Source organism: Proteus mirabilis ATCC 29906, assembly GCF_000160755.1.
Classification (GTDB): Bacteria; Pseudomonadota; Gammaproteobacteria; order Enterobacterales; family Enterobacteriaceae; genus Proteus; species Proteus mirabilis.
Map to the genome: position 1 here is coordinate 239,143 of NZ_GG668581.1, position 13,047 is coordinate 252,189.

The window sequence follows — 13,047 nt, forward strand, 5'->3', positions numbered from 1 at the left end:
CTTATATTCTGTTTTATCTTTTAAAATATATTAGTACTTATTTTTCTAAGCTATTTGCGTGAGAAGAAGGCGGCAAAGGAGGTTATCCCAAGGAGCATACATTAGTATGTGACTTGGGTAACCGAGTGCAGCCAACGCACTTATCGCGTAAAGAGCGACGAAAAATTAGTTGGCAACAGCAATCTTTTTCATATCCGTCATATACCCTCTTAATTTCTTACCGACAATCTCAATAGGGTGCTGACGAATGGCTTCATTGATATCACGCAATTGAGCATTATCTGTCCCACTATCTGGAACATGCTTCGCTAAATCGCCACTTTGCAACGTCGTCATAAACTCTTTTAACATCGGCACGGCGGCAAAAGAGAACAGATAGTTACCGTACTCTGCGGTATCTGAAATAACCACATTCATTTCATACAGACGTTTACGCGCAATCGTATTCGCGATTAATGGCAATTCATGCAGTGACTCATAATAGGCAGATTCAGCGATAATGCCAGCTTCAATCATCGTATCAAACGCCAGCTCAACACCCGTTTTAACCATCGCAACCATCAATACGCCATGATCAAAATACTCTTGCTCGCTGATTTTACCTTCATATTCCGGATAATTTTCAAATGCGCTTGCACCCGTTTCTTCACGCCATGTCAGCAAGTTTTTATCATCATTTGCCCAATCTGCCATCATGGTTTCAGAGAATTTACCTGAAATAATATCATCCATATGTTTAGCAAACAGTGGTGCCATAATCTCTTTTAATTGCTCTGATAAAGCATAAGCACGCATTTTGGCAGGATTAGATAATCTATCCATCATCAAGGTAATACCACCTTGTTTCAGGGCTTCTGTAATCGTTTCCCAACCAAACTGGATAAGTTTACCTGCATAGCCCGGTTCAACACCTTCAGCAACCATTTTGTCATAACACAGCAGAGAGCCGGCTTGTAACATACCACACAGGATAGTTTGCTCGCCCATCAGGTCTGATTTTACTTCCGCAACAAAAGATGATTCCAATACCCCCGCACGATGTCCACCTGTGGCCGCCGCCCATGCTTTCGCAATGGCCATACCTTCACCTTTAGCATCATTTTCTGGGTGAACAGCAATTAGGGTAGGTACACCAAAACCACGCTTATACTCTTCGCGCACCTCAGTACCTGGACATTTTGGCGCAACCATCACAACAGTAATATCGTCACGAATTTTTTCACCCACTTCAACGATATTAAACCCATGAGAATACCCCAAAGCGGCGCCTGACTTCATCAGTGGTTGAACGGCTTGAACAACGGCGGAGTGCTGTTTATCCGGCGTTAAGTTAACCACTAAATCGGCTTGCGGGATCAATGCTTCATAGGTTCCTACTTCAAAACCATTTTCAGTGGCACGACGCCATGAAGCACGCTTTTCATCAATAGCCTCTTGGCGTAATGCGTAGGCGATATCCAGTCCTGAATCACGCATATTTAAACCTTGGTTTAAACCTTGTGCACCACAGCCAACAATAACGACTTTTTTACCTTTTAGATAATTAGCCTCATCGGCAAATTCGTCACGAGACATAAAGCGACATTTACCCAGTTGCGACAACTGCTGACGCAGATTCAATGTATTAAAATAATTGGCCATGAGCGACTCCCAAATCGTTGTGTATATGTTTGCTATTGTTATCCCCACTCTCGGTGAGGTATTGCATGACTTTACTATAGGGGATGAAAGCCATTGCTTAAATTGATATATTTACAAGATGATGTTGCAATAAATGCAACGTTGTTTTTACTATTTACCTAGGCGGCTGACCATGGATATTCGCGATCTCAAACTCTTCTTACATCTTGCTGAAAGTTGCCATTTCACCAAGACTGCGCAAGCCATGCATGTCAGTCCATCCACGCTTTCACGTCAGATCCAGCGTCTTGAAGAACAACTAGGGCATCCACTTTTTTTGCGTGATAACCGCCAAGTCACACTGACTGATGCAGGGGAACAACTTAAACGTTATGCTCAACACACCTTATTGCAATATAAGCAACTCAAACATACGCTAAACCAGAACAGTCCCAGCTTGTCTGGAGAGCTACGTCTATTTTGTTCAGTCACTGCAGCTTATAGTCACCTTCCGCCGATCCTTGACCGTTTTCGTGCGGAAAATCCCTTAGTCGAGATAAAATTGACTACCGGTGATGCCGCAGATGCTGTGGATAAAGTTATCTCAGATGAAGCCGATTTAGGTATTGCAGGAAAACCAGAGAAGTTGCCTGAAAATATCTGCTTTGAGAAAATAGGCGAGATCCCCTTAGTTCTTATTGCCCCTGCTCTACCGGGTAATGTTCGACACCTTGCTACACAAGAAAAACCGGATTGGCTCAATATTCCCTTTATCATTCCTGAACACGGCCCATCACGACAGCGCATTGCTTTATGGTTTAAACGCCATCGAATTCAAAATCCTCTTATTTATGCCACTGTTTCAGGGCATGAAGCGATTGTTTCAATGGTTGCTCTTGGTTGTGGTATTGCACTTATTCCGCAAGTTGTCGTCGATAACTGCCCTGAGCCGGTACGAAACCGTATCTCTTTGCTCGATAATATATCGCTGGTAGAACCCTTTGAACTTGGCGTTTGTGGTTTACACAAACGCCTTCAAGAGCCTGTGATCAGTGCGTTTTGGCGCCTACTCCACCACTAAGCTGGCTGTTTGTGGTGAAAGAAATAACTGAAAAGACGGATTTCCTGTCTCATCATGATATTCATAACCTAACGCATCTAAATGCCGTTCAAAACGCCCTTCCGTTTCAGGTAACTCAAACGCCACCAGCACACGGCCATAATCAGTACCATGGCTTCGGTAATGAAATAGCGTAATATTCCAGTAAGTCCCTAATGTTTTAAGAAACTTCATTAATGCACCCGGTGCTTCTGGAAACTCAAAGCTAAACAGACGCTCTTTTAATGGCTGGTTAGGGCGACCACCGACCATATAACGCACATGCAATTTTGCCATCTCATCATCGGAGAGATCGGAGACTTGATAACCCGCCTCCGTTAGCTGTTGCACGATTTCCTTACGCTCTTGTAGCCCTTGGCTTAAACGCACACCGACAAAAATACGTGCATTTTCTGGATCGGCATCGCTATAACGATAGTTAAATTCAGTAACAACACGTTGTCCTAAAATTTGGCAAAAACGCAAAAAACTACCCTTTTGTTCGGGAATTGTAACGGCAAATAGCGCTTCTCGTTTTTCACCTAATTCACAACGTTCCGAAACATAACGTAAGCCATGGAAATTCACATTAGCGCCAGAAAGTACGTGAGCTAAACGTTCCCCTTTGATCTGATGCTCCTCAACATATTTTTTTAGCCCTGCTAATGCTAAAGCACCAGAAGGCTCTGCAATAGCGCGTACGTCTTCAAACAGATCTTTTACAGCGGCACAAATTGCATCACTATCAACGGTTATCACATCATCAACATACTTTTGGCATAAACGGAAGGTTTCATCGCCAATACGTTTGACAGCGACACCTTCGGCAAATAATCCAACGCGAGGTAACTCAACAGGATGTCCTGCTTCTAACGCTGCTTTTAAACAAGCAGCATCTTCCGCCTCAACACCAATGATCTTTATTTCAGGCATCAGTTGTTTAATTAATACAGCAACCCCAGCAATTAAACCGCCGCCGCCAACAGGCACAAAAATACGATCAAGATGGACGTCTTGTTGTAACAGCTCCATTGCTAATGTTGCTTGCCCTGCAATCACGGCGGGATGATCAAAAGGAGGCACAAAGGTATATCCCATCTCTTTTGCCAAAGCAATGGCTTTTGCTTTTGCTTCATCAAAGTTAGCCCCATACAACAATGCTTCACCACCAAACTGGCGTACGGCATCCACTTTGATATCCGCCGTTGCAATAGGCATCACAATTAATGCTTTTACGCCCATTCGATTAGCTGATAATGCCACCCCTTGGGCATGATTTCCCGCTGATGCAGTAACCACCCCTTTTGCCTTTTGCTCCGGCGTTAACCCTGCAATCATGTTATAAGCGCCACGCAGTTTAAAGCTATGCACCGGTTGTCGGTCTTCTCGTTTAACTAAAATGGTATTTTCTAAACGCTGAGAAATTTTTGCCATCTCTTGCAAAGGTGTCACGACAGCAGCTTCATAAACAGGCGCACTTAATGCGGCTTTTAAATATTCAGCACTACTGGGTGCTGAAGTTAAAGGTCTAAAGGCTGCCATGAGTTAGCCCCCTAGTTTAGATTTGTCACGTACAGCACCTTTGTCTGCACTGGTTGCTAAAGACGCGTAGGCACGTAAAGCAAAAGAGACTTGGCGCTGCCTATCTTTAGGTGTCCACGCTTTATCTCCACGAGCAAGTTGTGCTTCACGACGGGCTGCTAGTGTTTTCTCATCTACCCGTAAGTTAATTTCGCGATTTGGAATATTGATATCAACAATATCCCCTTCTTCCACTAAACCAATGATCCCACCATTTGCCGCTTCCGGTGAAACGTGTCCGATAGATAACCCCGAGGTTCCACCAGAAAAACGTCCATCCGTGATTAATGCGCACGCTTTGCCTAATCCCATTGATTTTAAATATGAGGTTGGATAGAGCATTTCTTGCATACCGGGCCCCCCTTTCGGGCCTTCATAACGGATAATGACCACATCACCCGCAACGACCTTGCCACCTAAAATTGCCTCTACCGCATCATCTTGGCTTTCGTATACTTTAGCAGGGCCACTAAACACTAAATTATCTTCATCCACACCCGCGGTTTTAACAATGCAGCCATCTTGCGCTAAATTACCTGATAACACGGCCAAACCACCATCTTGGCTATAAGCATGCGCTTTACTTCGGATACACCCCTGTTCACGATCGGTATCTAAAGTCGGCCAACGGCAATCTTGTGAAAAAGCTTTTGTGGTACGAATACCTGCGGGACCGGCTTGGTACATTGATTTCACTTGCTCATCTTGGCTTAGCATCACATCATATTGTGCTAATGTTTCAGGCAAACTTAAGCCTAAGATATTATTAACATTGCGATTAAGTAATCCTGCTCTGTCTAATTCACCTAAAATCCCCATCACCCCACCTGCTCGGTGCACATCTTCCATATGATATTTTTGGGTACTTGGTGCCACCTTACATAAATGAGGAACTTGGCGAGAAAGTCTGTCGATATCTTCCATCTTAAAATCAACATCACCTTCTTGCGCGGCAGCTAATAGATGTAAAACGGTATTTGTTGATCCCCCCATGGCGATATCTAAGATCATCGCATTTTCAAATGCTTCTTTTTTAGCGATATTACGTGGTAATGCAGATAGATCATCTTGTTCGTAATAACGTTTAGTTAATTCAACAATACGCTTACCCGCATTAATAAATAATGTTTTACGATCAGCATGGGTTGCTAATAATGAACCATTACCCGGTTGCGATAATCCTAACGCTTCAGTCAAACAATTCATTGAGTTTGCCGTAAACATACCAGAGCATGATCCACATGTAGGGCAAGCAGAACGCTCAATTTGTTCACTATCAGCATCACTGACATTAGGATTAGCCCCTTGGATCATCGCATCAACCAGATCTAACTTGATCAATTGATCAGAAAGCTTGGTTTTACCTGCTTCCATCGGTCCACCAGAAACAAAAATGACTGGGATATTTAAGCGTAAAGACGCCATCAGCATACCCGGTGTGATTTTGTCGCAGTTAGAAATACATACCATGGCATCTGCACAATGTGCATTGACCATATATTCCACAGAATCAGCAATTAACTCACGGGAAGGTAACGAATAAAGCATGCCACCATGTCCCATCGCGATACCGTCATCCACCGCAATAGTATTAAATTCTTTAGCCACACTACCCGCAGCTTCAATTTGCTCTGCAACCAGTTTTCCTAAATCCCGCAAATGCACATGACCGGGTACAAATTGAGTAAATGAATTTACAACTGCGATAATAGGTTTACCAAAATCAGCGTCAGTCATTCCTGTTGCACGCCATAATGCGCGGGCGCCAGCCATGTTGCGACCATGTGTCGTTGTTGCTGAACGGTATTTAGGCATTTTTCACACTCCTGCGATAATAACAGCGAGTAGGGAACGAACTACTCGCTCAATAAATGTATTTAATTATGATTATGGATTGACAGGATCTAACCAGCCGTATTTGTCTTCGGTTTCACCCGTAAACAAACCAAAGAAAGCTTTCTGAATAGCTTTTGTTACTGGACCACAGCGACCAATACCAACTTGAATACCATCAACGCTACGAACTGGTGTAATTTCTGCAGCGGTACCAGACATAAACACTTCATCAGCAAGATAGAGAGATTCTCGAGACAGTACTTGTTCACGAATTTCATAACCGAGATCTTTCGCTAATTTAATAATTGCGTCGCGAGTGATCCCCGGTAGCGCAGATGAGGTAAATGGAGGAGTAAAAATAACGCCATCTTTTACTTCAAATAAGTTCTCACCAGCCCCTTCAGAAAGATAACCATGAACATCTAATGCAATCCCTTCTTGATAACCATGGCGACGAGCTTCACTGCCCACTAACAATGAAGAGAGATAATTACCTCCTGCTTTGGCCGCCGTCGGGATAGTATTAGGTGCTGCTCGATGCCAAGAAGAGACCATCGCATCAATCCCTTTATCTAACGCCTCTTCACCTAAATATGCCCCCCATGGGAATGCAGCAATAATGATATCGGTTTTATAACCTTCTGGTGGATTAACCCCCATTCCGACATCACCAATAAAAACTAAAGGACGAATATAAGCGCTGACTAACTGGTTTTTGCGCAATGTTTCGCGACAAGCTTCCATTAACTCATCAACACTTTGCGCGACAGGCATACGATAAATTTTGGCAGAATCATGCAATCGTTGCATATGCTCACGATGGCGAAAAACGACAGGCCCTTTATGGGAATCGTAGCAACGTACTCCTTCAAATACAGACGTTCCATAATGTAGTGCGTGAGACATGACATGTACTTTTGCCTCAGCCCATGGAACCATTTCACCGTTAAACCAAATATAATCAGCTTGCTTTGTCATTCTTCTATCCTTACATGGCACTAAGTGCACTTATGAATTGTAATTTTTCTTTTTGTTGTTGATGTAAGACCTGAATACCTGCAACATCAGCTAACTTTGTTAACTGGCTACATAAAAGATCAACAGGTCGTTGACTGCTCACAGTCAGAGCTAAATTAATATAGTTACTTTCTGTGATATTCATATTCATTGAGCATATATGAAAACCACGGTGGCGGATAACTCTCAAGATACGTTCTAAGATCTCTGGACAAAAACGGGCTTCAATTGTGATATTGTGTTGGTTCATTTTGATTTCTCCATCATCTCATCATTGCTTGCGCCCGGCGGGACTAAAGGCCAGACATTCTCTGCATCATCGATAGATACCTGTAATAAATAAGGGCCATCACTGGTTAATAAACATTTAATTGCTTCAGCAACCTGTGCTTTTTCTGTAATACGCTGCCCCGGAATATCAAAAGCTTTTGCCAAAGCAACAAAATCAGGGTTGTCCGTTAAAATGGTTTCACTATAACGTTGCTCAAAAAACAGCTCTTGCCATTGGCGCACCATACCAAGCCGCTGGTTATCCAATAACACCAATTTAATAGGTAATTGCTTACGTTTAATGGTGCCTAACTCCTGCACATTCATCATAAAAGAGCCGTCACCAGAGACACAGATAACACACGCATCAGGTCTAGCTATTTGCGCACCAATAGCCGCGGGGATACCAAATCCCATCGTGCCTAGCCCACTAGAAGTAATAAAATTTTCTGGCGCATCAAATGTCATATGCTGTGCTGACCACATTTGGTGCTGTCCAACATCTGTTGTCACAATGCTATTTTCAGGCTTAGCATCAGATAACTGTTTTAACAACAAAGGAGCATAAATTGCTTCACCGGGATGATCATAGCGCCAAGCATATTCAGCGATTAATTGCTGTACCTCTTCTTGCCATGCCTCAATAGCTAACGGTTGAGATAACTTAGGTAATAACACTTTGGCATCACCTAACAAAGCAATATGGGCTTGTTTTAATTTATTAAGCTCTGCGTAATCGATATCGATATGGATCACTTTTGCATTGGGTGCAAAAGTATTTAAACGACCCGTTACGCGATCATCAAAACGAGCGCCTACAGCAATTAATAAATCACTACGTTGAACGGCATAATTAGCAGCTTTTGTACCATGCATACCCAACATACCTAAATAATTGGCATCAAATGCATTAGCACAACCTAACCCCTTCAATGTCGAAACAACGGGGATTTGCGTCTGTTTTACAAAAGATCTTAGCGCCTCAACACCTTGGCTCATTGCTACACCGCCCCCAACATACAAAATCGGCTTTTTCGCTTGTGCTAACATCTGCAGAGCCTGCGCGATTTCATGTTCGGGATAGGGAAACTCTTGCTCTTGTGGCAATGGATAATCAGCTAAATGTGAAGCATCTGCTAATTGCACATCTTTAGTAATATCAATTAACACAGGGCCTGGACGCCCTTGCTTAGCGATCGAAAATGCTTCTGATACGACTCTTGGCAGTTCATTCACATCAGAAACCAGAAAACTATGTTTGGTGCATGCTAAAGAGAGCCCAAGTACATCCACCTCTTGAAAAGCATCTGTCCCGATTAAATTTGAAGCAACTTGCCCTGTGATAGCAACAACAGGCACAGAATCTAACAATGCATCAGCAAGACCTGTGATGACATTAGTAGCGCCTGGGCCTGATGTCGCGATACAGACACCAGTTGTACCGGTAGAACGAGCAAATCCGATAGCAGCAATAGCGGCTCCCTGTTCATGACGACATAAAACATGTTCGACACCGCCATCATAGAGTGCGTCATACACAGGCATAATCGCACCGCCAGGATAACCAAAGACCGTTTCCACTCGCTGTTTTCGTAATGCTTGAACTAACCACTGTGCTCCATTCATTCTTTCACCCTGCGTCTTAACTTCTTGTTTAATATTAATTTATTTTCTTTTTTATTCTCTTTAAAATCCTTGGCTCAAAAAAAACCCCCGCGCCTTTCGGTGCGGGGGTTTTTCTGAGATCCGGCTAGTTTAGTTAGCCTTTCTTCGTCCTAGTGCAGCCCCGCACAGTGGGTTAATAATCACCACCACGCTGACAATAATTAGGCTAATCACTAGGACGATAGTATTCATAATATTAAAATTCTTTTTCTGTAGTAAAAAATAGTCTGTGTTGTGTTCTCTTTCACTCTGTCCTTTTAGAGTTACCATGATATTTTCATGTTGACAATGATTATTTTTAAAATAATTCTAACCACATGAAACATATAGCTATTTTTATCTCTCCATCACATATCAGAATATAACACTGCTTAATAATTATATTGTAGTGGTTAATACTGAAAGAAAAACCATTAATTTACTATTTATTCTGTTAATAGAAATAATTAAATTCAAAAATAAAAAGTTTCGTATAAATAATAATTTTTTATCCAATAATTATTTTTTAACTTTATTTATTTTCTATATTTTTCAATAAATTAAATATTTACGAGATATCTCTCATTTAATTAACTTCTTATTTAACACCTCAATAAAAATAAATTAAAAAGAGAGAAAATAATGGAGAATAAAAAAATGGCATTAGCAGTAATATATACGCGAGCCTCATTAGGGATCTCTGCACCACTTATTACTATTGAGGCTCATATTAGCCAGGGATTACCAGGACTCACTTTAGTTGGTTTACCTGAAACTGTCGTAAAAGAAGCGAAAGATAGGGTAAGAAGCGCATTAATAAATAGTGGATATAGTTATCCAGCAAAAAGAATTACAATTAACCTTTCACCCGCTGATTTACCTAAAGAAGGAGCCCGCTATGATTTACCCATTGCATTAGCTATCTTAATTGCCTCAGAGCAATTAATCTCTGATAAATTAAATAGTTATGAATTTATCGGTGAGCTTGCACTTTCCGGTAAATTACAAAAAGTGAATGCGGTTATTCCCTCAATTTTAAGCGCCAACAAAGATAATAGAATATCTATCATTTCTATTGAACATCAATCAGAAGTTTCGCTCTTACCTAATAAATCCGCGTTATTAGCTAGCCATCTTTTGGATATTTGTCATCATTTAGAAAATAACACTCCATTAATTGAAGCTAAAAACAATATTAATCACAAAACAATTGAAAACCAAAATAATAAAGATATTAGTGATATTATTGGACAAAATAACGCAAAAAGAGCTGCAGAAATCACTGCAGCAGGAAATCACAACATTTTATTTCTTGGCCCTCCTGGCACAGGAAAAACAATGTTGGCACAACGCATTAATACTCTCTTACCTCCACTTACAGCTAAAGAAGCCCTTGATGTATTAATTATCAGTAGCCTATCAAATACGATACATCATGATGGTAAATGGCCTTTACGTCCTTTTAGAGCACCTCATCATACGGCATCTGCCGTTGCTTTAACCGGAGGTGGATCTATTCCTAAACCCGGTGAAATTACACTTGCACACCATGGCATTTTATTTTTAGATGAATTGCCGGAATTTGATAGACGTGTGTTAGATGCACTTAGAGAGCCTCTTGATGCGCGCAAAATTACCATTTCACGCGCTAAAGCCAAAATTAGCTATCCCGCAAATGTGTTACTTGTCGGTGCATTAAATCCAAGTCCTACAGGGCACTATCAAGGTACTCATAATCGAACGCCCGTAAAACAAGTATTACGTTATTTAAGCAAAGTATCGGGACCTTTTTTAGATAGGTTTGACTTATCCGTTGAAATGCCATTATTACCTCAAGGTGCATTACTACAATCGACCCATACAAATGAATCGAGTAGCATCATACGATCTCGAGTTTTACAAGCCAGGGAACGTCAGTTCCAGCGAAGTGGCAAGCTTAATACTTATTTATCAAGTAAAGAGATTGAACATTTTTGTCAATTACATACCAAAGATGCACTCTTTCTTGAAGAGACATTGAATAAATTAGGCTTATCTATTCGTGCATGGCACAAAATTTTAAGAGTTTCGAGAACTATTGCCGATCTTGAGAATGAGCAAAAAATACAACGAAATCATCTTATTGAAGCGTTGAGTTTTCGCGCCATGGATAGACTGATGATCTATTTACAAAAACAGTTAGAAGGGTAAGTAAAAAAGGAGCGAAATACGCCCCTTTTAAATTAAAACTAATGATATTAATCATCAGAATCGGTATAGTCATCAGATGGATCGAGCTGTGGCTTTCCACCCGATAAGGTATGAAAACGTTTTGGACGACTTATACGACTGGTATATTTCTTCCAAATTTTTTCTTCAACAGTAGCTGCTTCTCGTTCGCCACGACACATGGCAACAAATAATTTTTCCGCTTCAGTTGCAGGCTCTCGTTTGCCTAAATCAAGTTCATTGAAAGCTTGACCATGACGTTCCAATATCTGGGCTTCCTTGATAGTGAAATCGCCATGACGAGAAAAACCACGCGGATAATGTTTATTGTCAAAAAAACGATTAGTCGTGATAAAACTTTCTGCCATCTGACACACTCCTAATTCTCTATCGTCATACTTATGGCGCGGAGTATTAGGGAGTCATGCGGTTCTGTAAAACAAAATATTTAAATCGTAACGACAAATTTTTTTGGAGATAGATGTGGATACCGAATTACTGAAAACCTTTTTGGAAGTCAGTAAGACAAGACACTTTGGCCGAGCCGCTGAATCTCTTTATTTAACACAGTCTGCGGTCAGTTTTAGAATACGCCAATTAGAAACCCAACTTGGGACAAATTTGTTTACTCGCCATCGTAACAATATTCGCTTAACACTCGCTGGAGAAAGGCTTATCCCTTATGCTGAGTCATTAATGAATACCTGGTTACAGGCAAAAAAAGAAATTAGCCACGCCTCCCAACACTCAGAACTTTCAATTGGTGCGACAGCATCGCTCTGGGACGCTTATCTAACCTCTTGGCTACAAGAGGCTTACTTAAAAAGAAATGAGCTTAGAATTGAATCTAGAGTCTCTACAAGGCAATCTCTAGTAAAGCAGCTTCATGCTCGTGAGCTAGATCTGCTTTTTACTACAGAAGCACCAAAAATGGATGAGTTGGAAAGTAAAGTAATTGGTAATATCACATTTCAACTAATGAAAAGAGCATCACATCTGAACCAGCAAAGCGCACAATTTATCAAAATTGAGTGGAGTGCTGATTTGTCACCACTTTCACAAAATAGCTCTGCACCAAAAACAGAACCTATTTTGACAACAAATTCAGCTATGATTGCCTATCAGTTAATGAAAACAACAAATGCCGTTGCTTTTTTACCTACTCATTGGCTCGATTTATATCCCGATCTCTCACCAGCAGCAGTAGAGATCATCCAAAAACCGCTATTTGCTGTATGGCTCAATACCAGTGATCAACAAGTGTTAATTCAGCAACTACTTTCTCAACCTGTCTCCAACCATCAGTAGCATTGTGCTTCAGTCAAATTGATATATCAGTAATAAAATTGATGATTGAAGCACATGTTATTACTAATAACAGACTCAATACCCAGAAAAATATTATGTGAATAATGTTAGATTAATCATTTGGATGATACATAGAGTTATAAATACGATTTAGGATTGGAAGAGTTGGAAGGATTGGAGAAAAATATAGTGGTTTTTATATAACAAAAAGCCCAGTTAATTAACTGGGCTACAAAGTAGTATAAATTTTGTTATTACTTAATTGGTAACTGGCAGGGGCGGAGAGGCTCGAACTCCCAACACCCGGTTTTGGAGACCGGTGCTCTACCAATTGAACTACGCCCCTAAATAGTTGGCGGAACGGACGGGACTCGAACCCGCGACCCCCTGCGTGACAGGCAGGTATTCTAACCAACTGAACTACCGCTCCGCTTATTCTTTACGCACTTAATGTCTTTTTACAT

At 41.1% G+C, this 13,047-nt stretch carries 11 protein-coding genes and 2 tRNA genes; 3 read left to right on the forward strand and 10 right to left on the reverse strand.

Going from position 1 to position 13,047, the window contains the following annotated elements; translation table 11 throughout:
- Positions 1-165: 165 nt before the first annotated feature.
- Positions 166-1,641, reverse strand: coding sequence for a ketol-acid reductoisomerase (gene ilvC / locus HMPREF0693_RS14945; RefSeq protein ID WP_004246361.1), 1,476 nt, complete (start codon positions 1,639-1,641; stop codon positions 166-168).
- A 172-nt stretch (positions 1,642-1,813) separates the two neighbouring features.
- On the opposite strand from ilvC, the gene ilvY reads away from it, so the two are divergent.
- Entirely contained in the window at positions 1,814-2,701 is an 888-nt protein-coding gene (gene ilvY, locus HMPREF0693_RS14950; RefSeq protein WP_004246362.1) for an HTH-type transcriptional activator IlvY, read from the forward strand.
- Here ilvY and ilvA read toward each other — a convergent pair.
- From ilvA to ilvL, 6 genes are all read right to left on the reverse strand, one after another.
- Positions 2,687-4,261 carry a threonine ammonia-lyase, biosynthetic gene (gene ilvA / locus HMPREF0693_RS14955; protein ID WP_004246363.1) on the reverse strand — a complete coding sequence of 525 codons (1,575 nt, stop codon included), beginning with the start codon at positions 4,259-4,261 and terminating at the stop codon, positions 2,687-2,689. The genes ilvY and ilvA overlap by 15 nt on opposite strands.
- 3 nt (positions 4,262-4,264) lie before the next feature.
- Complete coding sequence (ilvD, locus tag HMPREF0693_RS14960) at positions 4,265-6,115, reverse strand: dihydroxy-acid dehydratase (RefSeq protein ID WP_004246364.1); 1,851 nt, start codon at positions 6,113-6,115, stop codon at positions 4,265-4,267.
- A gap of 72 nt (positions 6,116-6,187) precedes the next feature.
- The gene (locus tag HMPREF0693_RS14965; protein ID WP_004246365.1) at positions 6,188-7,114 is read right to left on the reverse strand and encodes a branched-chain amino acid transaminase; all 927 of its coding nucleotides are present in this window, start codon (positions 7,112-7,114) and stop codon (positions 6,188-6,190) included.
- A gap of 10 nt (positions 7,115-7,124) precedes the next feature.
- Positions 7,125-7,403, reverse strand: a complete 279-nt coding sequence (gene ilvM / locus HMPREF0693_RS14970; protein WP_004246366.1) for an acetolactate synthase 2 small subunit — start codon at positions 7,401-7,403, stop codon at positions 7,125-7,127.
- The gene (gene ilvG / locus HMPREF0693_RS14975; protein ID WP_004246367.1) at positions 7,400-9,049 is read right to left on the reverse strand and encodes an acetolactate synthase 2 catalytic subunit; all 1,650 of its coding nucleotides are present in this window, start codon (positions 9,047-9,049) and stop codon (positions 7,400-7,402) included. Before ilvG ends, ilvM begins: the two co-directional genes overlap by 4 nt.
- A 129-nt stretch (positions 9,050-9,178) precedes the next feature.
- The gene (gene ilvL, locus HMPREF0693_RS18980) at positions 9,179-9,280 is read right to left on the reverse strand and encodes an ilv operon leader peptide (protein ID WP_017827031.1); all 102 of its coding nucleotides are present in this window, start codon (positions 9,278-9,280) and stop codon (positions 9,179-9,181) included.
- A 444-nt stretch (positions 9,281-9,724) separates the two neighbouring features.
- On the opposite strand from ilvL, the gene HMPREF0693_RS14985 reads away from it, so the two are divergent.
- Positions 9,725-11,257, forward strand: coding sequence for a YifB family Mg chelatase-like AAA ATPase (locus HMPREF0693_RS14985; protein ID WP_036932480.1), 1,533 nt, complete (start codon positions 9,725-9,727; stop codon positions 11,255-11,257).
- Positions 11,258-11,304: 47 nt separating this feature from the next.
- Here HMPREF0693_RS14985 and HMPREF0693_RS14990 read toward each other — a convergent pair whose 3' ends face one another.
- Positions 11,305-11,643 carry a MaoP family protein gene (locus tag HMPREF0693_RS14990; protein WP_004246370.1) on the reverse strand — a complete coding sequence of 113 codons (339 nt, stop codon included), beginning with the start codon at positions 11,641-11,643 and terminating at the stop codon, positions 11,305-11,307.
- 115 nt (positions 11,644-11,758) lie between these two features.
- On the opposite strand from HMPREF0693_RS14990, the gene hdfR reads away from it, so the two are divergent.
- Complete coding sequence (gene hdfR, locus HMPREF0693_RS14995) at positions 11,759-12,583, forward strand: HTH-type transcriptional regulator HdfR (protein WP_036919565.1); 825 nt, start codon at positions 11,759-11,761, stop codon at positions 12,581-12,583.
- A gap of 270 nt (positions 12,584-12,853) precedes the next feature.
- On the opposite strand, the gene HMPREF0693_RS15000 is transcribed toward hdfR, so the two are convergent.
- Positions 12,854-12,929 (reverse strand) — tRNA-Trp (locus HMPREF0693_RS15000).
- A gap of 7 nt (positions 12,930-12,936) precedes the next feature.
- Positions 12,937-13,013: transfer RNA gene (locus HMPREF0693_RS15005), tRNA-Asp, on the reverse strand.
- Between the last annotated feature and the right edge of the window lie 34 nt (positions 13,014-13,047).

Coding starts and splice junctions, on each gene's coding strand:
- ilvC (WP_004246361.1), bottom strand. CDS start 1,641: ATGGCCAATTATTTTAATACATTGAATCTGCGTCAGCAGTTGTCGCAA.
- ilvY (WP_004246362.1), top strand. CDS start 1,814: ATGGATATTCGCGATCTCAAACTCTTCTTACATCTTGCTGAAAGTTGC.
- ilvA (WP_004246363.1), bottom strand. CDS start 4,261: ATGGCAGCCTTTAGACCTTTAACTTCAGCACCCAGTAGTGCTGAATAT.
- ilvD (WP_004246364.1), bottom strand. CDS start 6,115: ATGCCTAAATACCGTTCAGCAACAACGACACATGGTCGCAACATGGCT.
- HMPREF0693_RS14965 (WP_004246365.1), bottom strand. CDS start 7,114: ATGACAAAGCAAGCTGATTATATTTGGTTTAACGGTGAAATGGTTCCA.
- ilvM (WP_004246366.1), bottom strand. CDS start 7,403: ATGAACCAACACAATATCACAATTGAAGCCCGTTTTTGTCCAGAGATC.
- ilvG (WP_004246367.1), bottom strand. CDS start 9,049: ATGAATGGAGCACAGTGGTTAGTTCAAGCATTACGAAAACAGCGAGTG.
- ilvL (WP_017827031.1), bottom strand. CDS start 9,280: ATGAATACTATCGTCCTAGTGATTAGCCTAATTATTGTCAGCGTGGTG.
- HMPREF0693_RS14985 (WP_036932480.1), top strand. CDS start 9,725: ATGGCATTAGCAGTAATATATACGCGAGCCTCATTAGGGATCTCTGCA.
- HMPREF0693_RS14990 (WP_004246370.1), bottom strand. CDS start 11,643: ATGGCAGAAAGTTTTATCACGACTAATCGTTTTTTTGACAATAAACAT.